A 24929-nucleotide genomic window follows, 5' to 3' on the forward strand; every position below is an offset into this window, starting at 1 on the left:
GTGCTTTGTACTCAACAAAAAACTTGGTAATCCGCCTCTTCAGTTTGATTTGCTTATTTCAAGTTGAGAGTGGGGTAATAATATAACCCTATTACGGAACCGCGTTATGGCAGCGTGCCCTGAGCTTAATGACTCTAAAAACCTCGATGAATGGTGGTTGCTTGGTACTTCTGGCTGTCATCTATGTGATGTCGCTGAGCAACTATTAACACAGTTTCGGGCGGTACAGCCACTTACCTACCAATATGTCGATATCGCTGACTTCGATGAGTCATTGATGATGGAATTTGCTACCAGCATTCCGGTGCTCCTGACAAAGACGCAGCTTCTAAATTATCCATTTTCAGTCATGGATTTACAGCAGTTATGGAATAGATAAGCGAGAGGGATAATGAAAAACTTGAGCCCAACTTTAAAAAAAGTCACCGAAATTGAAGATCTGCGCCGAGTCGCCGCGCGCAAAGTACCGCGCATGTTTTATGATTATGTCGATTCAGGCTCATGGACTGAGACCACTTATCGCAGCAACGAGACTGACTTCGATCGTATCAAATTGCGCCAGCGCGTCTTGGTCGATATGGACAACCGCAGTCTAGCGACAACGATGATTGGCGAATCAGCCAAGATGCCTGTCGCCATTGCGCCAACGGGATTCACAGGCATGATGTGGGCAGATGGTGAAATTCATGCCGCGCGGGCAGCTGAAAAGTTCGGTGTGCCCTTTTCATTATCGACCATGAGTATCTGCTCTATCGAAGACGTCGCTGAAAATACCAGTGCGCCGTTTTGGTTTCAGCTTTATGTCATGCGTGATCAGGACTTTATGGCAAATTTGATTCGCCGTGCCAAAGCAGCAAACTGTTCTGCGTTGATTTTGACTGCGGACTTACAGGTACTGGGACAACGTCATAAAGACATCAAAAACGGTCTATCCGCACCGCCGAAACCCACATTGGCTAATATTTTAAATTTAATGACCAAGCCAGAATGGTGTCTTAATATGCTCGGCACCAAGCGCCGCACCTTTGGCAACATCGTCGGTCACGCCAAAAATGTTGAAGATATCTCATCGCTGTCAGCGTGGACTGCAGAACAGTTTGACCCTCGCCTAAGTTGGGATGATGTGGCACGTATCAAAGACGCATGGGGCGGCAAGCTCATTATCAAAGGTATTATGGAGCCGGAAGATGCTATTTTAGCCGCGCGTAGCGGTGCGGACGCGCTAGTGGTCTCCAACCATGGCGGCCGTCAATTGGATGGAGCGCTGTCTTCTATCTCTGCGCTTTCTGACATTGTGCAGGCGGTCCATGCCGAAAACAGTGATATCGAGGTGTGGCTCGACAGCGGTATTCGCTCCGGTCAAGACGTGCTCAAAGCAATCGCGCTTGGCGCGAAAGGCACCATGATTGGACGAGCATTCTTGTATGGGCTTGGTGCTTATGGTGAGGATGGGGTACGCCGCGCGCTTGAGCTTATCTATAACGAGTGCGATATTAGCATGGCGTTTTGTGGTCATACCGATATCAATCAAGTCACAGATAATATATTGGTCAAAGGAACGTATGAGCAGCTAAAATTGGCACCGCCTTATATCACTGATAATGCCACCCCTAGACGCTGATTGCTTTTTGCTTTTTTGCCGATGGCTTTTTTGCCGATGGCTTTTTAGGAGTGGCTTTTTAGGAGTGGCTTTCTTTATAGTGGCCTTACCCTTTATAATCGCCTTAATCTTTTTAATTGATACTCGGCTTTTATGACCATCCAACAGCTTTTAAAAACGGCACCCGTGACCACCCTGCTATTAGTCAGCTTTATCGGACTTTTTATTATGCAGGTGCTGACAGGCGTCGATGCCAATAACCCCTCGACTGAAGCGCTGCTAAAATGGGGCGCCAATGCGTTGCCTTTTACCATGACTGATGATCCATGGCGCTTGGTCAGCAGCGCGTTTTTGCATATTGGTTTGATGCATTTATTGTTTAATGGTTTTGCCATGTATTTTTTTGGGCAAATCGCCGAGCCGATGTTTGGCTCCGCTAAATTTTTGGCATTGTTTTTACTCGCGGCCATCGGTGGCAACTTACTGAATAGTTATGTGACGTGGCAGAGTATCTTGGATGGCACGGGGCAACCGGGGCTGTCGGCCGGTGCCTCTGGTGGTATCATGGGCATCGGTGCCGCTCTTTTGATAGCTGCGCTGTTTAAAATATCGGTCAATGGCTTAGTGCTCAATTTAAAAAGTCTGATATTGATTATGGGCATCAATTTAGTATACGGCTTTGCGGTGCCTGGCATTGACAATGCAGGACATATTGGCGGCGCGGTGACAGGATTGATCATTGCACTCGCCATCGGTATCGTTCATCGCCAACGTACGGCAGCCCTCATGCAGACGGTCGCTCTCAAACAGAGTCGTTATCAAGATAATATTCAAAACAACATTCAAAGCACCGCTCAAAATAACGAGCAAAGCAACATCCAAAACAATGAGCAAACCAGCTATATCGAGCAGCCAACGATGAGCAATATTAATTTGGATAATAATGCTCATTTTGATGACACTCGTGTAAACTTACCTATAAATATGAACGATAATCGTGCCGACATCATCGAGCAAAAGACAGCGGCCAAACCTGCCCTTATGTGGCAGCTGCTACCATGGCTGGTAATGTTGTTCATCAGCATTGGCTTTGTTTGGTGGTGGCAGGATATTCATCAGCAAATACTACAAGTGCTAAACGCTGTTGAATAAACGCTGACCCTTATCTTTGATCATTAACCTGCACACAGAAACAAACAGCTGATTTTAGCTTTCCTTATTCTTCTATGGTTACCCAGCTATTTTTACCTACTGACGAGACTTAATTATGTTTACACTTTCAGCGCTATCCGCTACCTCTACGCGCGTCTTGCTTAGCACTTTGACCGCCACTGCACTATTCAGTGTCGCTAGCATATCCAATGCCGCTTTTTTTAATAAAAACTTGCCGGCTGATCCAGATGCTGAGCTCAGCGTTGGCGTTAACGTCATGGCAGTCAACTCAGCCTATGACTTGGAAGACAGCACCGATATACGCGTATTGCCGGGTGTGTTTTATGATAACAATAAATTCTATGCACGCGGGGCGCAAGCGGGTGCTTATATCATTAATGATGGTACCAATCAGCTGTCTGCTTATGCGCAATTCGATGGTAATGAGTTCGATCCTGATGATGCCAGAGGCGCGCTTGCTGGTCTGGACGAGCGTAAATCCTCAGCTGCTGCTGGTCTGACTTATCAGCGCAATACTCCTGTCGGCGGCTTTCGTGCGCAAGTAGCGACTGATATTTTGGATCGTAGTGGCGGCAATACGGGGCGCTTGACTTATCTGGCCCGAATCACCAAAGACAAGCTGACGGTCTATCCAAGCATTGGCTTTGAATTTCATAATGCAGATTATAACGAATACTACTATGGCGTGAGCGAAAAAGAATCTGCTGAAACGGGTGTTGCAGCTTACAAATCTAATTCGAGCTTGAACCCGTACATCAATATCAGTGCCAACTATGATTTCAATGAGCGCTGGGCAGGATTTGCCAACCAAAGCTTGAGCTATGTACCCAATGAGCAATATGATAGCCCCATGGTTGACTCGCGTACTGAAGCCACGACAACGCTTGGTCTACTTTATAAGTTTTAAGATTTGAAATTTAAGGTTTAATAAGTTTAAGAAGTTTGATAAAAAAGCTGAGCATTTTGCTTGGCTTTTTTATTGCGTTAATTCGTTGATATGAGACACTAGCCTATATAGTTCGTACAAAATAAAAGTGTCATTTACTTTATCTGGATGCGAGGTTGATAGAAATTTTCTTGCTTGCTGTGCCTACGCAGACAGAGGCTGCGAAAGTTTCTATCAACCTCGCCATAACATTCTTAGAGTAAATTAACTATAAGATAAATTCCAGATTTGATTTTATATACAGGATTGCACCATTATGTTCCACGCTACCCTTTGGATGATTGGAGCACTCACTTCATTTTGTTTAATGGCCATTGGTGCTCGTGAGCTAAACGGTGAGATTGGTGTTTTTCAGATCTTATTCTTTCGAAGTATCGTCGGACTATTGGTATTATTGCCCATACTATCGTTATCAAGCTTTGCATCAAACGCTTTATCGAAAAAAGGTCGTTTTTCATTCCCCAAGCGTATTAAATTACACGTAGTCAGAAATCTATTTCATTTCGCGGGGCAATATGGCTGGTTCTTGGGCATAGGACTCCTGCCCTTGGCGACCGTTTTCGCTATCGAATTTACTGTCCCTTTTTGGACAATAATCATCTCGTATCTCTTCCTAAAAGAATCTATAACTGTAAAAAAGGTTATTGCCGTATTTTTAGGAATTCTTGGGGTAATCGTCATCGTACAACCCAGCTTAGATGTCGCTCACTATGCGTCACTTATCGTGTTGGGCGCTGCCATTTGTTATGCCTTTTCCCATGTGGCCACAAAATCACTCTCTAATACTGAAAGCCCAATCACCATTATTTTTATGATGTGTTTGATACAAGCACCTCTGGGGTTACTCTTATTTATAGAAGGGTGGACAGCGCCAGTAGGTATTCAGTGGCTATGGCTCGTCATCATAGGCATAACGGCACTATCGGCGCATTATTGTATGACCAAAGCCATGCAATATGCAGAGGTCACATTCGTGGTCACTATGGATATGTTTAGATTACCGCTAATCTCAATAATTGGCGTACTCTTATATGCTGAGCACTTTAGCGTGGCCTTAGTCATTGGCATGCTGCTGATAGTAGGTGGTAATTCGTTAAATATATATTCTAGGAAAAAAGATAAAGGTAGTATTGCTCGATAGCGAAGTTAAGCATATTCAATAGGTTCAATATCATCTAAAAAATGTAAATCATCAGTCTCAACCAAACGCAGCTCATAAGTAGACTGCAGATTTAACCAAAACTGAGCGCTACCACCAAAATACTTGGCTAAACGCAGGGCAGTGTCTGCTGTAATGCCACGCCTCTCACGTATGATTTCATTAATACGTGCAGGTGTGACACCAAGCTTCAGCGCCAATGCATTGGCACTCATACCCAGTGGCTCAAGAAAATCCTCTCGTAATACTTCGCCCGGGTGAATGGGACGCATACCGTTTTTAGTCATAGTGTTTCTCTCTTCTATATTCTATATTCTATATTCTATATCTTTGATAACATCTCTTATAAAATTAATGATAGTCCACAATTTCTACATCTATAGCGCCTTGATCTGTCCAAGTGAAACAAAGTCGCCATTGCACATTGATGCGAATACTGTGCTGACCTTCTCTATCACCACGTAAAGCTTCTAATCGGTTGCCAGGTGGAGCTTTCAAGTCTTCTAGCATAGTTGCATTATCTAGTAGTAGTAATTTACGTTCTGCAACATTTTTAATGGCTGACCAGCGCTTTGTTTTTCCAGCAGAAAAAAGAGTTTGAGTATCACTACATTTGAAATTAACAATCATACAAGTCTCAATACCCTTTATTTATGCTTTTAAAATAAGTTGTAGTGCTACTACTTATAGTATATCGATAATCGATAAACATCAATAATGATATGTAAACACACAGAGTATCGCCTTTCGCACCAATTATGTGTTTTTCATTGACGCGAGATTTAGCCCTAATTGTAGCGAAAAGCGGTACTGGCTCCAAAACCAAACCTAAATACCACAAAAAAAGACCCTACCACATTACGTGACAAGGTCTTTTTTTATCTAATTCTGTCAGCCTGCTAAAAACTAGCCTTTAAGCTTTTTGATAGAGGCAACATTACAGCCTTTATAAAGGATTTCACTACTGGCGTTTTGGATATTGGCCGATGATTTATGATAGTTATTTAAACGCAGTGCGCCCGTCATAATACTAAAGTTTTCTTCATCACCAAACACGGTATCAACCGTGTCAGAACGACCTAAGTTAATGGGTAGAAATCTTTTTTTGCCATTCAGATTGGCTTCTGCAAACGTCGGTAGGTTTTGCTTGTTAAAGCCATAAGTTACGCTGACTTTTTTGTTATTTTGGCAAGAGTAATTAACTTCTCTAATTTTAACGGCAGTATCATAGCTTTCGCTTGGCTCCATCACTTGGTCCGAGTAAGCCATGGCAGAACCAGAACCCAACATCGCCATCATAATGCCAGCTGATGATAGAGCGGCAGTTAACTTTTTCATAAATTACCTCAATGATATAAATAGAATGGTCATAGATAAGAGTAATATGGACGTTAGCGACGAACTATTTTTAGTTAGTCTAATCGTTTGCTCTTATTGTCTTTGTCGTGATTTAAAATTTTTTTAAAACTTTGATTCACGAGCCCTTATCTATGTACTCATTATAAGCAAAATTTTTGTTGGTGCTGTTATAACTATTATTATGCTTGTTGTTTGAGCGTAAGACATTGTTGCGCGCGATGTAGGTGATTCAATTGATAGACAAAAAAAGACCTTACACACCCTTTTACAAGAGATGGCAAGGTCTTTTTATCAATCAGAATATCGAATTTAAAAATCTGGGTAGCGAGGAAGACAAGCGCAAGTGCTACTAATTGTAGAATCAGCTTATCTGACAATGCTAATCAGGTTTTTGGATTGATATTAAGAAGGATGCACCATATCAGCAGGTGTTACCCACTCATCGAACTGCGCTTCAGTTAACAGTTCTAACTCAACCGCCACTTGCTTCAACGTTTTGTTTTCTTTATAAGCTGTCTTAGCGATTTTCGCCGCGTTTTCATAACCAACATGACGATTCAGTGCCGTGACTAGCATTAATGAGTTGTGCAAGAAATCATCGATTTTGTCTTTGACTGGCTCGATACCAACGGCACAGTTTTCATTAAAGCTATTACACGCATCGCCTAACAATTGGATAGATTGCAATAAGTTAAAGGCAATCACTGGCTTATAAACGTTAAGCTCAAAGTTACCTGACGCGCCTGCCATGCTGATAGTGACGTCGTTACCCATCACTTGTGCCACAACCATAGTCATTGCTTCTGACTGCGTTGGGTTCACTTTACCCGGCATGATCGATGAGCCTGGCTCATTTTCTGGAATGGTCAATTCGCCTAGACCACAACGAGGACCTGATGCCAACCAACGTACGTCGTTAGCGATTTTATTCAAGCTGGCTGCTAAGGTTTTTAATGCGCCTGAAGCAAACACTTCGGCATCACGAGCGGCTAGCGCTTCAAATTTATTTGGTGAAGTGACAAACGGTAAGCCTGTTAATTCAGCCAATTGCTCAGCTGATTTTACCGCATAATCAGGATGGGCGTTTAGACCCGTACCTACTGCAGTACCGCCCAATGGCAATTCATATAGGCCTTGTAGGGCGTTATCGATACGCGTCAACGAATGGTCAAGTTGGCTGACATAACCGCTGAACTCTTGACCTAGGGTCAAAGGAGTCGCGTCTTGCAGATGCGTACGACCAATTTTAACGATACTATCGAATTCTTTGGCTTTGGCGTCTAGTGTATCGCGCAATGCTTTTACCGCTGGAATCAATAGGCTGTTAATCTGACGAGCAGCAGCAACACGAATCGCCGTTGGGAAGCTGTCATTGGTAGATTGAGCATGGTTGACATGGTCATTTGGATGAATCGGCGTATAACTGCCGCGCGCGTTCCCTGCGATTTCGTTGGCACGGTTGGCCAATACTTCGTTCATGTTCATGTTTGACTGTGTGCCAGAACCCGTCTGCCATACCACTAATGGAAACTGATCCGTTAAACCACCGTTGATAACTTCGTCAGCAGCTTGCACGATTAAATCGCGCTTGTCACCTTCGATACGCTCAAGGCTCGCATTGGTAATGGCAGCGGCTTTTTTGACTAATGCCATCGCTTCAATCATCGGACGTGGCAACGTCTCGCCACCGATTTTAAAGTTCTCACGGCTACGCTGAGTTTGCGCACCCCAATAAGCATCAGCTGGAACTTCCACATTGCCCATGGTATCTTTTTCGGTACGAGTTGCCTGATTCTGTGTCGACATAACTACCCTCTTTGATGGTTTGTTGTATAGCTGCTTCGAAAAAAGTGCAACACACGCTGCACATAAAGGAAAATACGATGTAAAGTGGCGTTATGATAGCATGACTAGGGCGCGTTGAATATTCACAAATAGCCGTTGCTAGCGTCTAAAAGCACCAGCCATCATCAATTTAATACATTATTGGATAGTATATCTATGCATCCTGAGTCAGAAAAATCTACCGTTAGCAATCCGCCGAGACGGCAATTTACCCGCCAACGTCGTAAGCTAACGGCTAGCGAGCGTAGACAATACGCGCGTATGGCAAGTTTACATTTAATTAAATTGCAGCAGCGCTTACCGCCGCGTGCGCGTATTGGCTTATATTATGATGGCTTCGGCGAGCTGCCCACTCAGCCACTGTTGGATTGGTGTCAACGCTTAGGCTATTTTTCCTACTTGCCGGTCGTTGGTTCGCTCGGTCGTGATGATAAGGGGAACGTGGATAAACACCTGCGCTTTGTACCTCTTTATCAATCGAAACTGTTAAACATACCGACACGTATTCACAGCTTAGGTATGAAACAAAACCATCATCGCAGGTTACTTTGGGCACGAGAGTTAGATGTGATTATCTGTCCGTTAGTGGCAGTTGATAAAGATGGCAATCGTATGGGCATGGGTGGCGGATTTTATGATACGACCCTTGGTAAAAGCTATCGATCAGGGGCGAAAAAGCCATTAAAAATTGGCTGGTGTTATGACTTTCAAGTGATTGAACAATTACAGCGTCAACCGTGGGATGTGCCGCTAGATGGCTTAATTACGCCAAGTGGCTTAAGGTGGTTTAAAAGAAATCAGATCAAAATGTCCAACGACAAAGCATCTAGCGCTGATAGTGTTGATACGTATTTGCAAGCGTTAGGGAATGACGATGCTAGAGAGATACTTTACTACAGTCAGGAGCAAGCTTTTAGCGGTGATGAGTTGGCTAGTGTCATTAATGAGGCGCGTTTGAATGAGTTACTAGCGCAAAGTGATGAGTTTTTGAGTAGTTTAAGCGGTGAGATTGGGAATTTTGGGGATTAACGATCTTCTTTAATATTCAATACACACTTCTACACACAAAATATAGCATTAATTATAAATTATGTGTAATAATACACACATCCAATTAGTATCCTTGAGGAGAATCCATGAAAAGTGGTGAACTAATCAAGTTGCTTAAAGAGGATGGTTGGATAGTTGATAGAGTTAAAGGAAGTCATCATATTTTGAGAAAGGAAGGCGTTGATAGCATTATTTCAATCAGTCACCCTGAAAAAGATGTGTCTCGGCATCAATTGGCTCAAGCAAGACGTATTTCTGGTTTGAAACTTTAAGCAACTCCAACCTTTTAATAAAGGTTGGTTTTTACTCTTCATAAAAACTTTCTCTATCCTATTTAACTTTATTAATAAGATAATATTCATAGGGGGTTATATGTTAAATTATCCCATCGCTATATTCAAAGACGAAGGCATGGACAACTATGCAGCTATTGTTCCTGATATTGACGGCTGTTTCCCTTTAGGAGATACCATCGATGACACAGTGCAAGAAGCGCAGTCCTTAATTTACGATCATATCGAATATATGGTAGATAAAGGAATGAGTTTTGACTTTCATACTAGTGATATAGAAACATTAAGAATGAATGCAGATTTTCAAGATGCTTTGGCTTGGGCTATTGTAAATATTGATGAAAACAAGTTTTCAACTAAGCAAGTACGCTTTAATGTTAGTTGGCCTGAATATTTATTACAGCGTGTTGACAGTTATGCTGAAAAAAACCACGAAACTCGCTCTGGGTTTTTAGCAAAAGCAGTACAAAAAGCTTTAGTATGAAATTATCGATTTGAAATAAAAAAGCTACCTATTCGGTAGCTTTTTTATGGAACATAGTTCTATAAAATACAACCTACAGCACCATCGCCGCTATCCAACCAAACACTAATAACGGAATATTATAGTGCAAAAAGGTTGGCACCACGCTGTCCTTGATATGGTCATGTTGTCCATCAACATTCAGACCAGAGGTTGGACCAAGAGTCGAATCTGATGCTGGAGAACCCGCATCACCCAGCGCGCCCGCCGTACCAATAATCGCCACCGTCGCGAGTGGTGAAAATCCTAGAGAAATACAGAGCGGCACATAAATCGCAGCAATAATCGGAATGGTTGAGAATGACGAACCGATACCCATCGTTACTACTAGACCAATTCCGAGCATGACCAACGCAGCGATGGCTTTATTACCCGCAAACAAGTGGGTCGCGCCATCGATAAGCGGTGCAATTTCACCTGTCGCTTTCATGACTTCGGCAAAGCCCTGCGCGGTAATCATAATAAAGCCAATCATCGCCATCAATTTGATACCATCATTAAAGACCGTATCAGCTTCACGCCACTTGACCACGCCGGTCGCCATAAAGACCGCAAAGCCAAACATTGAGCCAAGTAATAACGAGTCTGTGTAGAGCTGTACGACAAAGGCAGTGACAATAGCGGCTAGAGCAACCAGCGTTTTCATCTTGCTTTGAGACTGCGCACCAGCGGTGGTTTTGCTTAGCTCATCACCTTCTAACCTTTGACTCTGAAGAGCGGCATCGCGAGCTTCTTTATCTATTGCCACTTGCTGATATTGTCGCGGTTTACGGTAACTGATAAATACCGCCGTCAGCAAACCAAACAACATACCGAGTGCCGGAATCGCCATGGCCTTAACCACAGAGATATTGGCGATATCAATGCCCGCTTCACCGACGTTTTTTAACATAATTTGATTGAGATAAATATCACCGAAGCCATACGGGATAAACATATAGGTAGTAACCAAACCAAAGGTCAATAGACAAGCAATCAAGCGTCTATCAATTTGCATACGATTAAAGGCGAGTAATAACGGCGGCACAAGCAGCGGAATAAAGGCAATATGAATGGGGATTAAATTTTGGCTAAAGCAGCTCATGGTGATTAAGCCTGCAAACAGCATATACTTAATCATGCCACTGGTGCCACCGGCATCAATGCGCTTGATGACCGCCCCTGCCAATGATTGCGGCAAACCAGAATGAGCTATCGCTACCGCAAAAGCGCCCAGTAGCGCGTAAGATAGAGCGATTTGTGCCCCATTGCGGATGCCTTCTTGAAAGGCCTCTAGCGTATCAGTGATACCGAGACCCGCTAGCAGCCCGCCCGCCAGCGCACCGATCAATAAACTGAGCACCACGTGCACGCGCGCTAGTGACAGCCCTAACATGATGACGACTGCCAATAATACTGCGTTGATGGTCATATGTTGCCCCTTGCTCTTTATAATCTGGTCTGGTTAGGACTTATTAGTATTTTAAGACCTATCAATATCGCTCTAACGCCTAAAATGCTTTACTCTAAAAAGCGAGGTTTCGGACGCGCGTCAGTTTACCTCATTTTGCCCATAAAACCTACGCATAGAACCCAATAGATATTGGCTGCCTACTAACGATAAGTACTTTGTCTATGCTGACTTTCAATGATTACTCATAAAATTAACACAGCGATGAATCGCTGTATTAAAGAAGATATAACTATTTAACAAAGATAAGCGCATGACTTGGTCACCAAGCCTTGCAATTTTATCTGTGAGCACCATTTATCTAAACATGAACCACTAACTTGACTTTACAAGTCTGGTGAACGAGGAAGAATATATGAGTGAACATAAAATTGCCCAAGACAATATCGACATCGATGTCGACGTATCATCTAACGTTTCTGATGATAATGCGCTAAATATCTCAGCTGACGATACGTTGGAAAATGAGTCAGAGTCGACGCCTGAATCTACTCAAGACGATGCTGAAAACATGAATGCTAAAGACAAAGGTGAAGAGAACTATCTACCCCTTTTAGCATTGAGAGATGTGGTCGTGTATCCACATATGCAAATTGCCTTGTTCGTAGGCCGTGCGCCATCGGTCAAAGCCGTTGAACTGGCACAAGCTGAGTATGGCAATAAAGTATTGGTCGTGGCGCAAAAAGACTCGCTGACCGAAGACATTGATCAAGATAACTTGTATCAGTACGGAACCGTGTGCCGCATCGTCAGCACCATGCCTCATGACAGCGATGAGAATTGTATCAAAGTATTGATCGAAGGTCAGTACCGTGCGCGCGTCGATAACATCGAAAATCACGACAAATTATTAATGGCGAGCTTTGAGCGTGCTGACCTTGATGTCGACATGGATGAGAGCCAGCAAAAAAATACCATTCAAGCTTTAACTACACTGTTTGAAAGCTATGCGGATGCTCGTTTGCGTAATGCGCGTGAGCTAACTCGCGTGGCAAAACGCATCGATGATTTGCTTGAACTGGTTTACTTCATCTCAACCCGCGTGTCGATGGATCTTGAGGTCAAGCAATCGTTCTTAGAACATGACGATATCAAAACCCATATCAATACGTTAACTGAGTACTTAGTCAAACAAAGCGCTGAGCAAAATATCGAACAAGATATCCAAGATGCCGTTCGTCAGCAGATGGAAGACAATCAGCGCGAGTACTTCTTAAATGAGAAAATGAAAGCCATTAAAAATGAGCTGTCAGATATGAATGACGGCGCGTTCGATGGTGAAGATGATGTGGCTGAGCTTGAGCAGCGCCTAGAAGATGCTGACTTGCCAGAAGATGTGCGCAAAAAAGCCGAGCAAGAGTTTAAAAAGCTAAAAATGATGCCGCCTGCCTCGAGTGAATCATCAGTCGTACGCAACTATATTGAATGGATCTTGGATACGCCGTGGAATGCCACAACCAAGGTTTCGATTAATTTAGAAAAAGCCAAAACGGTACTGGATGAAGATCATTACGGCTTGCAAGATGTGAAAGATCGTATCTTAGAATACCTCGCCGTACAATCACGGGTGAAAAAACTGCGCGGTCCGATTCTTTGCTTAGTCGGTCCTCCGGGTGTTGGTAAAACCTCATTGGGTGAATCGATTGCGCGTGCAACGGGTCGTAAGTTTGTCCGTATGGCGCTCGGCGGCGTACGTGATGAAGCGGAAATCCGTGGTCATCGCCGTACTTATATCGGTGCGATGCCGGGTAAAATCGTCCAATCACTGGCAAAAGTCGAAGTTAAAAACCCGCTATTCTTATTAGATGAAATCGATAAAATGGCGCAAGACTTCCGCGGCGATCCAGCGTCGGCGTTACTTGAAGTGCTAGACCCTTCACAGAATGATACCTTTAACGACCATTATCTTGATATGGATTTAGATTTATCACAAGTGATGTTTATCTGTACCGCCAACAGCATGGATATTCCGCCTGCCCTACTTGACCGTATGGAAGTGATTCGTCTACCGGGTTATACCGAAGAAGAAAAGGTCAATATTGCGCAGAAATATCTTGTGCCAAAAGCGATCAAAAATAATGGCCTTAAAGAAGGTGAAATTGAGATTGTAGAAGCGGCATTGCATAGCATCGTGCGTAGCTATACGCGTGAAGCCGGTGTGCGCAACCTTGAGCGCGAAGTCAATAAAATCTGCCGTAAAGTGGTTCGCGGTTCAGTCGAAACTCATGGTGCACGCGCTCCGAAAAAAGCAGAACGTGAGCTGGTCGTAGTCGATGACAAAAACATCGATGACTATTTAGGTGTGCATCAGTATGACTATGGTCTGGCAGAAGAAGAGCCTGAGATTGGTCGTATTACGGGTCTTGCTTGGACACAAGTCGGTGGTGAGCTATTAACCATCGAAGCGGTAGCGATGAAAGGTAAAGGCGAGCTGAGCTTTACCGGTTCACTCGGCGACGTCATGAAAGAGTCGATTCGTGCAGCGATGAGTGTGGTGCGTGCCCGCGGTGACAGCTTAGGTATCGATTATGAGACCTTTAAAACCACTGACGTCCACGTACATATGCCAGAAGGCGCGACGCCCAAAGACGGTCCATCGGCTGGTGGTGCGCTTACCACAGCGCTGGTCTCTGCCTTGACTGGTATTGCCATTCGTCCAGATATTGCAATGACAGGCGAGATTACCTTACGCGGTAAAATCCTACGCATCGGTGGTCTAAAAGAGAAGCTACTTGCTGCACATCGCGGTGGTATCAAGCATGTGTTGATTCCAGCGACCAACGAGCGTGACTTGGCCGATATCCCTGATAACGTCAAAGCTGGTCTGACTATTCAGCCAGTCGCGACGATTGATGAGATATTAAAAGTTGCGTTGGTGAGTATGCCAGTACCGCTTAAACCTGCTAAGGTGACGGTTGATAAAACCTCAAGCAAAGCACTGCATAGCTAATCTGATTCGTTACTAATCCAGTCTTACAAATTAAAGAGCCGCTCATCGTCATGATGGGCGGCTTTTTTTGGTAATAATAAAAAACAATTTGGTTAAGACCCTGTGCTATATTTTAGACAAATGTTTATTAATTAGGAAAGTACAATGTTAAATCATTTAAGGGTGCCTCTAGTTGTAATAAGCACATTACTACCCCTCGCTTTATTAGGCTGCCAAACCAACAGCCTCAATCATTCAGCACAAACCAGTACCGTTATCGACGATAAAAACTGGTCAGCGACCACGCTTGAATCCAGACTGTTTCAAACCACCACAAAATATGAGTGACAACTAACCCATGTCAGCAATGATAAGGGTCGAATCAAGCCTTTTAACCAAAAGCTGCCTTTGATAATGGAGGTACATCCAAGCCTTTTAACTTTCACAGAAGGCTGTCAGCGTTACCAAGTTTCTTTTGATATGTGGTTACCATTACCGTACCTTTACGGGCAAATCGATGTCAGAGAACTATCTGATAACTGCACCACAGTAAACCATTCAATTATCGAAAATTTGAGTAATAAAAACACAATCAAAAACAAAACAGGAAATGTCGTAAATGGTGTTTTTATACCCTATTCAGATACAGCTTTCAGATTTGATCCAGTACTACCAAATTCTACACAGAATTCTAACAAGACATTAAAACAGCTGGCTCTAAAAACCAATAAAGGAAAAACACTGATTTTTTCGGGTACGCCCAAGCCTGAATATCGTGTGGCGGGCATACCGCTTACCAATGAATTATTAGAGCGATACCAATGGCGTCTTATTAGTGCAACTGACGATACCAATAAAACTATTAATAAATTTAATCGTCCAGATGTACCTATTACTGCAAACTACAGACTTGGTTCACATGATTATAGCCATCCTCAGCAAAGTAGTTTTAGCCAAGGTGTTGGGTTTTCTGTCGGATGCAATGGGGCTGGTGGGTCTTATGCTTTATCTACTAATCAAACGTTGCTAATTGGTGGCAACCCTTCAACGATGGTAGGGTGTGGTGATGACATTGATGATATTGAATCAAGCCTTAGCCGCCTAATGCTTTATAGCTCTAGTCAGTTAACACTGATCAATCTTGATAAGCAGAGAGTATCTAATCCTTCTAATAACTCTGAATCCAGCTATCTCCTTACTCAAAAGTTAGAATCAGGCGAAACCTTAGTATGGCAAAACGAAGTAAAGAAGACACCGTAAACCCTTTTCAAATCCATACGATACTTACATTTATTAACCGATTGTTGCGCTTTTAATGAATATCTATGCCGAGTCGTTGGTTATACTGATTGCGACATAAACGAATGTTGCAACGAAGCCAGTAACGATTATAAATATAAAGACTTGAAACAACTATTTAGATAAACGGAGAAAACGATGAAAAAAGTAATTCTTGCAAGCGCGCTATTATGTGGTTCAGCTTTAGCGATGACTGGTTGCCAAACGGTAGAAGGTCAGATGCAAACCGGTAATCCACTTAACCAACCTGCGCTAAAATCGACGATCAATGCAGTCGCTGGTAACAATAGTGAAGTGGGTCAAGTATTCCTACGCCCAGTAGATGGTGGCGTACAAGTCTACGGTAAACTGATGAACTTGCAGCCAGGTAAGACGGTATCATTGCATATTCATGAAACAGGTAGCTGCGGTAATATGGGTAAAGCGGCAGGTGGTCACTTCAACCCAGATAACAAACCGCACTCTAACCCTGATGATATGAATGGTCATGCGGGCGACTTGCCGAACTTAACCGCTAACGCAGATGGTGTTGCTACTATCAACTTTGTAAACAAGAAAATATCTGCTGCTGATGCCGGTAAATATAGTGTCAACCGCCTAGCCTTTATCGTTCATGGCGGCGTAGATGACTATACTAGCCAACCAGCTGGTAATGCAGGCGATCGCGTTGCTTGCGGTATCATTGAAAAGATCTAATAGTTTTTAACTAAACTATTAACCTTTAAAGTTTAATACGTTTAATAGCATAAAAACTGATAGTAAAAAAACCTCTTAGATAATCTAAGAGGTTTTTTTATGGTTTAAAGATATGGCTTCGAGATAAAGTGGTTAAAGAAATTTACTCTTCTACCCATTCACCTTTGCGCCAGTACACACCCCAACGCGTGGCCTTACCGTTTTTCTCAGAGCCGATATACTGCTCTTTTTTCTTACGTGACCAGCGCAAAATGGTTGGATTGCCATCAGGGTCTTCGTCTGGACCTGCAAACAGATACTGGAACTTATCTTCCATCTTATCTTTGATTTCGCGTAGCTCCGCAAGCTTTGGCGGACGTGTTTCGCGTACTTTCGGGAACTTAGAGGCTGCTAAGAACATCCCAGCCGCCCCTTCACGCAAGATAAAGTAATCATCGTGCTTGGTTGATTTTAGCTCTGGTAGATGAATAGGATCCATACGCGGCGGTGCAGCTTCGCCAGTTTTGAGCACTTTACGAGTATTGTCACATTTCTGACAAGCAAAGTAAGGACCAAAACGTCCGGTTTTTAGCTCCATCTGCCCATCACATTTATTACAGTCAATGGTTGGGGCATCTGAACCCGGTACTTCAAACTTGCCTTCTTCTAAGATATAACCGTCGCAATCGGGATTGTTACCACAGATATGTAGCTTGAGACCGCCATCAACGATATACCCGTTCATCGCGGTACCATCTTTTGGGCAACGTTTCTTTTCCATCAAATCTTTAACTTCAGCTGCTTCGTCATCACCTTCAGCATCATCAAGATTAGCAAACGCTTCGACTGGCATTAAGTTCTTGGTGCCTTTACAGCGCTCTTTTGGCGGTAAGTTATAGCCCGTACAACCTAAGAACACACCCGTTGAGCCAGTACGCAGCTGCATTGGACGACCACAAATATCACAATGGACATCTGGCACATCGGTCGGATCATTGGGCCGCATGCCATCTTTTTCTTTGGCGCGATCAAGCGTGGTTTTGAAGTCGCCATAAAAGTTATCGAGAACATCTTTCCAGTTTGTATCGCCTTCTGCGACATGATCGAGCTTGTCTTCAAGCGCAGCAGTAAAAGTATAATCCATCAAATCCGGAAAACTTGCGGTCAGTCTGTCGGTGACGATATCACCCATTTTTTCGGCAAATAAACGCTTATTTTCAAGCTTTACATAACCGCGATCTTGAATGGTCGAGATGATAGATGCATAAGTCGATGGACGACCGATACCTTTTTTCTCAAGCTCTTTGACCAAGCTTGCCTCGGTATAACGCGGTGGTGGCTTGGTAAAGTGTTGACTCGGATCAAGCTTATCGAGCGTTAATTTGTCGCCTTTTTTGACATCTGGAAGCAAAGTATCGTCGGTTTTCGCTGGTGGCATGACTTTAGTAAAGCCATCAAACACCAATGTACGACCGCGGGCTTTTAGCTCAACATCATTGGCAGCGACGAATAGATTCACTGACAGGTATTTTGCAGGGAGCATCTGGCAGGCCACAAACTGACGCCAAATCAGCTCATATAGACGGATGGCATCACGCTCAACCCCTTTTAGCTGGGTTGATTTCATATTGACGTTAGACGGACGAATCGCTTCATGCGCCTCTTGTGCGCCTTGTTTATTACCGTAAAAGTTTGGCTTTTCTGGCACGTATTTATTGCCATAGCTGTCTTCGATATAGCCACGTACCGCCGCCAATGCATCACCCGACAAGAATGTCGAGTCGGTACGCATATAAGTAATATGACCGGCTTCGTATAAACGCTGTGCCAAAATCATGGTTTTCTTAACTGAAAAACCCAGTCGCGTGCTGGCTGCTTGTTGCAATGTTGACGTAATAAACGGCGCACTCGGGCGTGATTGCGTTGGTTTCTCTTCACGCTCTTTGACGATAAAGTCGTTGGCGTTAAGCACTTCTAAGACTTTATCCGTCTGCTCTTTATTGACAAGCTTTAGCGTTTTGCCACCTTGCTTGGTTGCTTCTAAACGAATGGCAATTTGCTCAGCGTCTTTTTTACTGCTAGCAACGTGAGTATCAGCATGAATTTGCCAGTATTCTTCTGGAATAAAGGCACGAATTTCATGCTCACGCTCGACCACCAAGCGCATAGCGACCGACTGGACACGACCTGCAGAAAGACCGCGAGCAACCTTTTGCCAGAGTAGTGGCGATACCATAAAGCCAACGACACGGTCTAAAAAGCGCCGTGCTTGTTGGGCGTTAACACGGTCAATATCGAGCTTTGATGGTTGCTTAAAGGCGTTTTGAATAGCGGTTTTGGTAATCTCGTTAAAGACCACGCGCTCATATTTACTATCTGCGCCACCGATGACTTCTTTGAGATGCCAAGCGATGGCTTCCCCTTCTCTATCCATATCCGTTGCGAGATAGATTTTGTCAGCGTCTTTAGCTAAGGCTTTGAGCTCTTTGATGACCTTGGTTTTGTTTGGCAATACTTCATAGACTGCCGCCCAGTCATGCTCAGGGTCGACACCCATCCGTCTGACTAGTGCTTGCTGCGCTTTTTCTTCTTTGCTCAGACTGTCATCTTTTTTACTGGTCGCTGGCTTCTTCGCGCTTTTACTCGCACCAACGGGTAAATCGCGTATATGTCCAATACTCGAGCGAACGACGAAGTCATTACCGAGGTATTTATTGATCGTTTTTGCCTTGGCTGGTGACTCGACAATCACCAAAGACTTGCCCTTTGGACTGTCTTTAGTTTTGTCAGCAGCCGCAGCTGGACTTTTTTTAGTTGTGGTTTTTGCCATATTTGACGACACCATAATATAAGTAGTTTAAAAGTAAGGTTAAATTCAGCAGCACGGCAATTTATGGAAGCTGATCATCATAGCTCAGCGATTTATTGTAATAATAGCTGCTGATATAAAAGGGTATAAAGCAAGCAACGACGCCGATACGAGTCATAAAACAGCAATAAAGGTACAAAGACGTTACACTGCTAGGCGCTGAACTGTCAACTGTAAATAATTGGGGCACCGCAAAACTGCTTGCTTATTGCCCATTAATGGAGACTAAAAAACGATTTACTAGCTCTGGCGCTTTTTTTGCATCTGTAATGCCCACGCTTCGAGCTGTGTCTTCAGTACTAATAAGTCTGACTCAATCATTTTTTGTTGATAATGAGGGTTGGTCACTGGGCGCACATAGGCGATATCTTCCCAATAAATAACAATGCTATTTGACTTAATTAATAAGGCTTTTACAAATGGCTCAATACTGGCGGGCAATGCCAATGGCACTTTATCCAAGCTAAAATTGGCTTGGGGATTGGCTTGAGGAGGCACATTATTTACGTTGCTGTTTGCATTGCTATCTGGTCGCCAGTAGCCATCGAGGACCTGATAGCGCGTCAGCGGCAATTTGACATTGTCTAGCACCAACCCATACTGCCCAAGCATCCCGCGACCATACTCATTGTCCTTGCCCCTGATCCAATCGGGACAAGCCACCAGTTTTGGATTCAACTGTAAGCGACGGGCGGTCATGCGCAAATGATCCAAGCGCTGATCGATACCGCTCGGTTTGAGCGCCATCATACTCCCTAATACGAATAGTACAATGGCGATCGCAATCCATATTCCCATAACAATCTGACCTTTTAGCTGAATTAAAATGCGGCTGAGACGACACTAGCGCCGCGATTGAGCAAAAAACTATTAGCGAGTAACTGGATGGACAGTGGTTTGTCATACCAGTCCTTATAATGAGCACGAACCATAAAAAATCAAGCAGGGTTGATAGAGCGCTGCGTTGATAATCAGCTGATAGCCACTTGCTTGGCAAAGTCCCCTTATTTGACAAACCTACTATTTATACTGTCATATCAATTAGTTAGTACGCAAAAAATAAGTTTAATAACAAGATACAAAAAGTTGTACACGGTAAAAAGTGCTATGATAAACCATAATTTTAGACGCGCGCAGGTTTATTATGAATTATCTTATTAAGTCAAACTCATCGACCGCTGCTTTAGCCAGCAAACTGACAAACAAATTCATGAGTAAAACCAGTATTGTCCTAGCGCTGATAAGCGCTGCATTATTTACCCTATCAGGCTGTGCCACGACCCAAAGTCTCACACCGCAGCAGTGCCAAAGCAGCAATTGGCAAGAAGTCGGCTACGCAGACGGCATCCGTGGGCGCTCGGGCGCATACTTTGGTCAATATACCAATCAATGCGCCAGCGTGGGCGGTGCTAGCCCCAACCGCATACAATGGGAGCAAGGGCGACAGCAAGGTCTCAAAAGCTACTGCACCGAGCTCAATGCTTATAAACTTGGTCGTGAAGGCTATGACTGGCAGGCTGTCTGTCCACTTGAAGGTATTGAAAAGTTAGAAGAAGCTTACTCGCAAGGGCGCTACTATTATATTCGCCAGCGTGATCTTGATTACCTACGCACGCCTTACCCATTTGGCTACAGACATGCAGGTTTTGGTTACGGCTATCGTCCATTTGGCTACGGCTGGTAAAAAAAGAAAACCTCACTAACGACTTAATTTGAGGTTTAAGTAGTTAATGAGGTTGGAGAAAATTTTATTATTTTAATTGTTTTTATTATAGCGGTGCTGGTGGTCTTGCTGGTTGGGCTATTGATTTATCTAGCCAGTTTTCTAATATAAAGTCAGAGCTACTAGCACTAACTCACAGTGCTTAAACTATTCAATGCTTAAGTTATTCAGTATTTAGCTACTAAGCTATTCATTCACAAATGCGATTTTGGTCAGTCCAGCGTTACTTGCCGCTGCCAAAACTTGAGCAACCGTATCGTACTTGCCTTCTTTATCTGCACGTAACTGTACCGCTGGATTCTTACCAGTCGCGCCTTGTTGCTGCAAGCGTGTCTCTAACTCTTCCATACTGATTGGATCACTATCCCAGAAGATCCCTGCATCTTTATCAATACTGACTTGAATCGCTTCTGGCGGCGTTTCATTGAGCGCGGCACTAGTCTCTGGCAAATCTAAAGGCACCGTCGGATTCAGCACGGTCGCTGTCAATAAAAATATAATCATCAATACCAGCATGATATCGATCAGCGGAATGAGGTTCATCTCATCCATGCTTCGTACGTCATCATCACCCAATTGAAATGCCATAGTTACTCTCAATGCTTTTGGTTATTTTCACACAGCCAAGCCGTTTTTTGACCTGTCGTTTGAGCCTTTACAGACCTAGCGCTGGCAGATTTAATGCTTGCAAGATCAACACTATCTATAGCTGCTTTGGCACAGAATTACTGTAGTTATTGGTATGCTGAGTCTCGCTCGTCGTTGAACGACTGCTTGGTGCAGCGTGCACTTGTGAGGCGCTAGCAGCATGGCTCGCGGTTACCTTGGTAGTATCCACAAGACCCGTTGATTGCGCCAATAAATCATGCGCTCTATCGTTGGCTTGATACATTATGCGGCGATTGATACGTACTGCAAGGTTATAAAACACCACAGCTGGAATCGCTACTGCAATACCAAGACCTGTCATAATTAGAGCTTCACCGACTGGCCCTGCAACCTGCCCCAATCCTGCCTGACCACTCATACCGATATTGTGCAAGGCATGGAAAATACCCCATACCGTACCAAACAAGCCGATGAACGGTGCAATCGCTGCCGTCGTACCAAGAATCGGCAGACCGCGCTCACTAGCAAAGCGATAGCGACCGATATGCTTGAGCAAAGTCTGCTCAGTCACCAAGCGGCGAGTGGCAGCATCAGTACCAGCCAAGTCAGACTGTTTGGCTTGTAATTGCTGACTCAAATCATCTGCTACATTGGTCGCCAGTTTACGGCTTTGCAATACGCGGACGATACCTGTCACCCAAGAGAGAATAGATAACGCAAGCAACAAAAAGAACAACGTTTTTGTCACCATGTCGCTGATCTGCCAGTATTGCATAAAGTCCATGTCAGACTCCTTAATGTGTAATGCCATTACATGATACTGAGGTAAATATCATGTTTAGTTTTATAATGAAAGATGATTAATAAATACGTTTTTATAAAGTATGAACTATCAAGGAACCGCGTAACTGATCGGTAGAGTTACATCACCTACCACGGGTACGCCATTCTTAGTAAAGGGTTTGAACTTGCCAGATCGCACTTGACGTCGGGCTTCTTTGTCTACTAGCGGATTACCTGATGATTGAGCCACTCGCACGTTATCGATGCCGCCTTGTTTGTTGACTCGCAATACCAAGACAACGTTGAGCGTATCACCAGAACGGGCTCTACGTGCGGCGCGCTCAGGGAAACTAAAGTTTGGCGCAGATGCCCAGTTGGCTGAGCTGGCAGTAAAGCTCACAGGCTCATTACTCTGTGCTAAAGCAGCTGCTGCTTCTGCCTCAGCTCTTGCTTGTGCAGCGGCGGCCTCTGCGGCAGCCTTCGCTTGAGCGGCAGCCTTCGCTTGAGCGGCAGCTTTGGCATCGGCGACTCTTTTGGCTTCTTGCTCTGCCCTAGCTTGTGCTTCTTGCTCAGCTTTTCTAGCTTGTCGCTCTGATTCAGCTTGGGCAGCTGCTTGACGTTGTGCTTCGGCTGCTGAGTTATCAACCTTTGGTTTCGGTAGCGGCTCTTTTGGGGCTACTTTTTGACTGGTATCAGGACGAGGCTTTTCTGACGCTATCACAGGCGTCACTTTCGGCTCTGTATTTTTTACAACAGGCTCTTTTGGTTTTACGGGTGTCTCTGTTGGTTGTTTAACCGGCTCTTTAGGCTTAGGTTCAGGTTGCGGCGCTGGCTGAACTTGCACCTCAGGCTGTACTTCTTTTTTGGCTGTGACTGTTTGTTTTTCTACTTCAGTTGAGACCGTTTTTGCCGGTAATGACACAAACTTTATCTCAAGTGGTGACATCTCTTTTTTTGGCTCAGGTTTGAGTTCAGGCGTTTTTATTGCCACTAGTGCAATTGCGGCAAGCACATGGAGTCCTAGTACTGCAACAATAGCTAGCAATAACGACTTAAGTGGTGGCGCGTCTAAATCCGTTGAACTCATAAAAGCCTAATGTTTATTACTCAGAGTAGAATGGCGTAGATAATAATGCAAACGATAATTATTATCAATAATAATTTACAATATTTTCGCTATTTAATACATCTCTGACACTTGATATTGCTTAGTAGTTTTACCTCTCAGAACGCTCATTTCTATGAACCTTCCCTACTTCTCAATTTCACTACTATGAAACTTATATTTTTATCAAATGAGACGTTGCGTTTAATATAGCAAGTACTGTTAATAAAAACCATTATCATTTATATTGATAATGAGTCTCAACTACTTTATTATAACCGCTGTACTGTCTACCCAAACTATTTTTATAAAAATTATTCGTACAAAAAATTAGTGAGTGGTACTAAGTAGACTATTTATTTTATGCTTTTTATCTCAAGCATCTTTCAGACTTAATATTTTTAGCGTTATTCATTTGCAATCATTTTAGACAATTGCTTAAACATTTTTTTATAGACCGAGTTCATTATGCCGACACCCTTATTATCTAGCAGATCTACCGCCTCTTTTTTCAAACGTCCATTATTGACTGCTGCCATGACAGCGTTATTAGCTACGGTAGTGGCAGGATGTAGCTCGCCTGAATCAAATGACTCTGAGCCAGCAGACGCCAAAACCGAAAACCCAACGGCTGATGAATCACAGAACGTTGCTAATAACGACGCTGTATCTGCTGAAAAAATCATGGTTAATACCGTAAAAGGTGATGTTGAGCTGGCTATGAACCCATCGCCACTTGTCGTTTATGACATGACATTGATGCAAGATTTGGCTGCACTAGATGTGGCGGTCGATGGTATGCCTGGTGGTCTATTACTAAAGAATCTACATTCAGAAACACAGCCTGATCCAAAATCGGTAGGTACTGTGTTTGAGCCGGATCTTGAAGCGTTGAATGCAATGCAACCGCAAGCTATTTTGGTCGGTTCACGCATGGCAGAAAAATACGACGAGCTATCAAGTATCGCGCCGACATTGGACATGAGTATTGATACAGCTAACATTTACGAATCAAGCAAGCAGCGCCTGCATGATCTAGGTGCACTGTTCGGTAAAAGCGATCAAGCCGCTAAGCTACAACAGAACATCGATGGACTCATCGACGAGACCAAGAATCTAACAAAAGAAAATAAAGGCACTGGCCTAGTCGTCATGGTCAATGGCAACAAAATGTCAGCCTATGGTGACAAGTCTCGCTATGGTTTTATCCATACTGTGTTAGGTGTACCAATGGCAGATGACAAAATTGCCGATGCGCCTCATGGTCAGCCGATATCGTTTGAATACATCCAAAAAGCCAATCCTGATTGGTTATTTGTCATCGACCGTAGTGCTGCAATTGGTGAAGACGGCGCTGGTGCAAAAGCGGTATTGGACAATCCACTGGTCGCGCAAACCAATGCATGGAGTAAAGGACAAGTGGTTTACCTCAGCCCAGATTCTTACCTAGCTTTTGGTGGTTATTATCAATGGATGCAAGATTTGACCACGATTAAAGATGCTTTTGCTAGCGCGAAATAGACCTGATAACGATACGAG

Annotated in this window: 24 protein-coding genes; 14 read left to right on the plus strand and 10 right to left on the minus strand. The window is 43.7% G+C overall.

Going from position 1 to position 24929, the window contains the following annotated elements:
* Positions 1–106: 106 nt before the first annotated feature.
* The 5 genes from AAEY79_RS12385 to AAEY79_RS12405 all read left to right on the plus strand — a co-directional run bounded on the left by AAEY79_RS12385 (position 107) and on the right by AAEY79_RS12405 (position 4860).
* Positions 107–379, plus strand: coding sequence for a glutaredoxin family protein (locus tag AAEY79_RS12385; protein WP_227502374.1), 273 nt, complete (start codon positions 107–109; stop codon positions 377–379).
* Between the two features lie 12 nt (positions 380–391).
* On the plus strand, positions 392–1621 hold the full coding sequence (locus tag AAEY79_RS12390; protein ID WP_037025673.1) for an alpha-hydroxy acid oxidase: 1230 nt from the start codon (positions 392–394) through the stop codon (positions 1619–1621).
* A gap of 132 nt (positions 1622–1753) precedes the next feature.
* A complete protein-coding gene (locus tag AAEY79_RS12395; RefSeq protein WP_201577202.1) occupies positions 1754–2752 on the plus strand; it encodes a rhomboid family intramembrane serine protease in 999 nt (332 codons plus the stop codon).
* Positions 2753–2867: 115 nt separating this feature from the next.
* Entirely contained in the window at positions 2868–3680 is an 813-nt protein-coding gene (locus AAEY79_RS12400; RefSeq protein WP_201577204.1) for a MipA/OmpV family protein, read from the plus strand.
* 295 nt (positions 3681–3975) lie between these two features.
* Positions 3976–4860: a DMT family transporter gene (locus AAEY79_RS12405; protein WP_352288552.1), complete on the plus strand. Its 885-nt coding sequence runs from the start codon at positions 3976–3978 to the stop codon at positions 4858–4860.
* A 5-nt stretch (positions 4861–4865) separates the two neighbouring features.
* Here the strand turns inward: AAEY79_RS12405 and AAEY79_RS12410 are convergent, their stop codons facing one another.
* From AAEY79_RS12410 to fumC, 4 genes are all read right to left on the minus strand, one after another.
* The gene (locus tag AAEY79_RS12410; RefSeq protein ID WP_025651332.1) at positions 4866–5165 is read right to left on the minus strand and encodes a HigA family addiction module antitoxin; all 300 of its coding nucleotides are present in this window, start codon (positions 5163–5165) and stop codon (positions 4866–4868) included.
* 64 nt (positions 5166–5229) lie between these two features.
* Positions 5230–5508, minus strand: a complete 279-nt coding sequence (locus AAEY79_RS12415) for a type II toxin-antitoxin system RelE/ParE family toxin (protein ID WP_025651331.1) — start codon at positions 5506–5508, stop codon at positions 5230–5232.
* A 276-nt stretch (positions 5509–5784) separates the two neighbouring features.
* Complete coding sequence (locus AAEY79_RS12420; RefSeq protein ID WP_352288555.1) at positions 5785–6216, minus strand: adhesin; 432 nt, start codon at positions 6214–6216, stop codon at positions 5785–5787.
* A 423-nt stretch (positions 6217–6639) separates the two neighbouring features.
* Positions 6640–8043 (minus strand): class II fumarate hydratase, encoded by a 1404-nt coding sequence (gene fumC, locus AAEY79_RS12425; protein WP_352288558.1) that lies wholly within the window; start codon positions 8041–8043, stop codon positions 6640–6642.
* A 195-nt stretch (positions 8044–8238) separates the two neighbouring features.
* On the opposite strand from fumC, the gene AAEY79_RS12430 reads away from it, so the two are divergent.
* From AAEY79_RS12430 to AAEY79_RS12440, 3 genes are all read left to right on the plus strand, one after another.
* Complete coding sequence (locus AAEY79_RS12430) at positions 8239–9111, plus strand: 5-formyltetrahydrofolate cyclo-ligase (protein WP_352288561.1); 873 nt, start codon at positions 8239–8241, stop codon at positions 9109–9111.
* A 107-nt stretch (positions 9112–9218) separates the two neighbouring features.
* The gene (locus AAEY79_RS12435; protein WP_101211988.1) at positions 9219–9404 is read left to right on the plus strand and encodes a type II toxin-antitoxin system HicA family toxin; all 186 of its coding nucleotides are present in this window, start codon (positions 9219–9221) and stop codon (positions 9402–9404) included.
* Between the two features lie 100 nt (positions 9405–9504).
* Positions 9505–9909 (plus strand): type II toxin-antitoxin system HicB family antitoxin, encoded by a 405-nt coding sequence (locus AAEY79_RS12440; protein ID WP_350588165.1) that lies wholly within the window; start codon positions 9505–9507, stop codon positions 9907–9909.
* 73 nt (positions 9910–9982) lie between these two features.
* Here AAEY79_RS12440 and AAEY79_RS12445 read toward each other — a convergent pair whose 3' ends face one another.
* Positions 9983–11359 (minus strand): Na+/H+ antiporter NhaC family protein, encoded by a 1377-nt coding sequence (locus AAEY79_RS12445; RefSeq protein WP_352288564.1) that lies wholly within the window; start codon positions 11357–11359, stop codon positions 9983–9985.
* Positions 11360–11753: 394 nt separating this feature from the next.
* Here AAEY79_RS12445 and lon point away from each other — a divergent pair, with 394 nt between their 5' ends.
* From lon to AAEY79_RS12465, 4 genes are all read left to right on the plus strand, one after another.
* Positions 11754–14348 (plus strand): endopeptidase La, encoded by a 2595-nt coding sequence (gene lon / locus AAEY79_RS12450; protein WP_407074200.1) that lies wholly within the window; start codon positions 11754–11756, stop codon positions 14346–14348.
* A 144-nt stretch (positions 14349–14492) separates the two neighbouring features.
* Positions 14493–14675: a hypothetical protein gene (locus AAEY79_RS12455; RefSeq protein ID WP_352288567.1), complete on the plus strand. Its 183-nt coding sequence runs from the start codon at positions 14493–14495 to the stop codon at positions 14673–14675.
* Positions 14676–14741: 66 nt separating this feature from the next.
* Complete coding sequence (locus tag AAEY79_RS12460; RefSeq protein WP_352288570.1) at positions 14742–15587, plus strand: hypothetical protein; 846 nt, start codon at positions 14742–14744, stop codon at positions 15585–15587.
* Between the two features lie 177 nt (positions 15588–15764).
* The gene (locus AAEY79_RS12465) at positions 15765–16322 is read left to right on the plus strand and encodes a superoxide dismutase family protein (RefSeq protein WP_025651318.1); all 558 of its coding nucleotides are present in this window, start codon (positions 15765–15767) and stop codon (positions 16320–16322) included.
* A gap of 142 nt (positions 16323–16464) precedes the next feature.
* Here the strand turns inward: AAEY79_RS12465 and topA are convergent, their stop codons facing one another.
* Both topA and AAEY79_RS12475 read right to left on the minus strand, forming a co-directional pair.
* On the minus strand, positions 16465–19131 hold the full coding sequence (topA, locus tag AAEY79_RS12470; protein ID WP_025651317.1) for a type I DNA topoisomerase: 2667 nt from the start codon (positions 19129–19131) through the stop codon (positions 16465–16467).
* Positions 19132–19410: 279 nt separating this feature from the next.
* Positions 19411–19968, minus strand: a complete 558-nt coding sequence (locus tag AAEY79_RS12475) for a hypothetical protein (RefSeq protein ID WP_101211984.1) — start codon at positions 19966–19968, stop codon at positions 19411–19413.
* A 346-nt stretch (positions 19969–20314) separates the two neighbouring features.
* Between AAEY79_RS12475 and AAEY79_RS12480 the strand changes: the two genes are divergently transcribed.
* Positions 20315–20854: a DUF2799 domain-containing protein gene (locus tag AAEY79_RS12480; RefSeq protein WP_025651315.1), complete on the plus strand. Its 540-nt coding sequence runs from the start codon at positions 20315–20317 to the stop codon at positions 20852–20854.
* 225 nt (positions 20855–21079) lie between these two features.
* On the opposite strand, the gene AAEY79_RS12485 is transcribed toward AAEY79_RS12480, so the two are convergent.
* The 3 genes from AAEY79_RS12485 to AAEY79_RS12495 all read right to left on the minus strand — a co-directional run bounded on the left by AAEY79_RS12485 (position 21080) and on the right by AAEY79_RS12495 (position 23372).
* Positions 21080–21481 carry a biopolymer transporter ExbD gene (locus AAEY79_RS12485; RefSeq protein ID WP_025651314.1) on the minus strand — a complete coding sequence of 134 codons (402 nt, stop codon included), beginning with the start codon at positions 21479–21481 and terminating at the stop codon, positions 21080–21082.
* A gap of 115 nt (positions 21482–21596) precedes the next feature.
* Complete coding sequence (locus tag AAEY79_RS12490) at positions 21597–22286, minus strand: MotA/TolQ/ExbB proton channel family protein (protein ID WP_101205179.1); 690 nt, start codon at positions 22284–22286, stop codon at positions 21597–21599.
* Between the two features lie 108 nt (positions 22287–22394).
* Positions 22395–23372, minus strand: a complete 978-nt coding sequence (locus tag AAEY79_RS12495; protein ID WP_201583381.1) for an energy transducer TonB — start codon at positions 23370–23372, stop codon at positions 22395–22397.
* Between the two features lie 486 nt (positions 23373–23858).
* On the opposite strand from AAEY79_RS12495, the gene AAEY79_RS12500 reads away from it, so the two are divergent.
* Complete coding sequence (locus AAEY79_RS12500; protein WP_201583382.1) at positions 23859–24911, plus strand: siderophore ABC transporter substrate-binding protein; 1053 nt, start codon at positions 23859–23861, stop codon at positions 24909–24911.
* The last annotated feature ends 18 nt before the right edge of the window (positions 24912–24929 follow it).

Origin of the sequence: Psychrobacter sp. GW64-MNA-CIBAN-0177 (assembly GCF_040309585.1) — a bacterium.
GTDB classification, from domain to species: domain Bacteria; phylum Pseudomonadota; class Gammaproteobacteria; order Pseudomonadales; family Moraxellaceae; genus Psychrobacter; species Psychrobacter okhotskensis.

Bases quoted from the DNA above. Each gene is read 5' to 3' on its own strand.
- AAEY79_RS12415 (WP_025651331.1), bottom strand. From the start codon at position 5,508: ATGATTGTTAATTTCAAATGTAGTGATACTCAAACTCTTTTTTCTGCT.
- lon (WP_407074200.1), top strand. From the start codon at position 11,754: ATGAGTGAACATAAAATTGCCCAAGACAATATCGACATCGATGTCGAC.
- AAEY79_RS12465 (WP_025651318.1), top strand. From the start codon at position 15,765: ATGAAAAAAGTAATTCTTGCAAGCGCGCTATTATGTGGTTCAGCTTTA.
- AAEY79_RS12455 (WP_352288567.1), top strand. From the start codon at position 14,493: ATGTTAAATCATTTAAGGGTGCCTCTAGTTGTAATAAGCACATTACTA.
- AAEY79_RS12405 (WP_352288552.1), top strand. From the start codon at position 3,976: ATGTTCCACGCTACCCTTTGGATGATTGGAGCACTCACTTCATTTTGT.
- AAEY79_RS12390 (WP_037025673.1), top strand. From the start codon at position 392: ATGAAAAACTTGAGCCCAACTTTAAAAAAAGTCACCGAAATTGAAGAT.
- AAEY79_RS12410 (WP_025651332.1), bottom strand. From the start codon at position 5,165: ATGACTAAAAACGGTATGCGTCCCATTCACCCGGGCGAAGTATTACGA.
- AAEY79_RS12490 (WP_101205179.1), bottom strand. From the start codon at position 22,286: ATGGACTTTATGCAATACTGGCAGATCAGCGACATGGTGACAAAAACG.
- fumC (WP_352288558.1), bottom strand. From the start codon at position 8,043: ATGTCGACACAGAATCAGGCAACTCGTACCGAAAAAGATACCATGGGC.
- topA (WP_025651317.1), bottom strand. From the start codon at position 19,131: ATGGCAAAAACCACAACTAAAAAAAGTCCAGCTGCGGCTGCTGACAAA.
- AAEY79_RS12460 (WP_352288570.1), top strand. From the start codon at position 14,742: ATGGAGGTACATCCAAGCCTTTTAACTTTCACAGAAGGCTGTCAGCGT.
- AAEY79_RS12420 (WP_352288555.1), bottom strand. From the start codon at position 6,216: ATGAAAAAGTTAACTGCCGCTCTATCATCAGCTGGCATTATGATGGCG.
- AAEY79_RS12475 (WP_101211984.1), bottom strand. From the start codon at position 19,968: ATGGGAATATGGATTGCGATCGCCATTGTACTATTCGTATTAGGGAGT.
- AAEY79_RS12440 (WP_350588165.1), top strand. From the start codon at position 9,505: ATGTTAAATTATCCCATCGCTATATTCAAAGACGAAGGCATGGACAAC.
- AAEY79_RS12445 (WP_352288564.1), bottom strand. From the start codon at position 11,359: ATGACCATCAACGCAGTATTATTGGCAGTCGTCATCATGTTAGGGCTG.
- AAEY79_RS12495 (WP_201583381.1), bottom strand. From the start codon at position 23,372: ATGAGTTCAACGGATTTAGACGCGCCACCACTTAAGTCGTTATTGCTA.
- AAEY79_RS12435 (WP_101211988.1), top strand. From the start codon at position 9,219: ATGAAAAGTGGTGAACTAATCAAGTTGCTTAAAGAGGATGGTTGGATA.
- AAEY79_RS12395 (WP_201577202.1), top strand. From the start codon at position 1,754: ATGACCATCCAACAGCTTTTAAAAACGGCACCCGTGACCACCCTGCTA.
- AAEY79_RS12385 (WP_227502374.1), top strand. From the start codon at position 107: ATGGCAGCGTGCCCTGAGCTTAATGACTCTAAAAACCTCGATGAATGG.
- AAEY79_RS12485 (WP_025651314.1), bottom strand. From the start codon at position 21,481: ATGGCATTTCAATTGGGTGATGATGACGTACGAAGCATGGATGAGATG.
- AAEY79_RS12500 (WP_201583382.1), top strand. From the start codon at position 23,859: ATGCCGACACCCTTATTATCTAGCAGATCTACCGCCTCTTTTTTCAAA.
- AAEY79_RS12400 (WP_201577204.1), top strand. From the start codon at position 2,868: ATGTTTACACTTTCAGCGCTATCCGCTACCTCTACGCGCGTCTTGCTT.
- AAEY79_RS12430 (WP_352288561.1), top strand. From the start codon at position 8,239: ATGCATCCTGAGTCAGAAAAATCTACCGTTAGCAATCCGCCGAGACGG.
- AAEY79_RS12480 (WP_025651315.1), top strand. From the start codon at position 20,315: ATGAATTATCTTATTAAGTCAAACTCATCGACCGCTGCTTTAGCCAGC.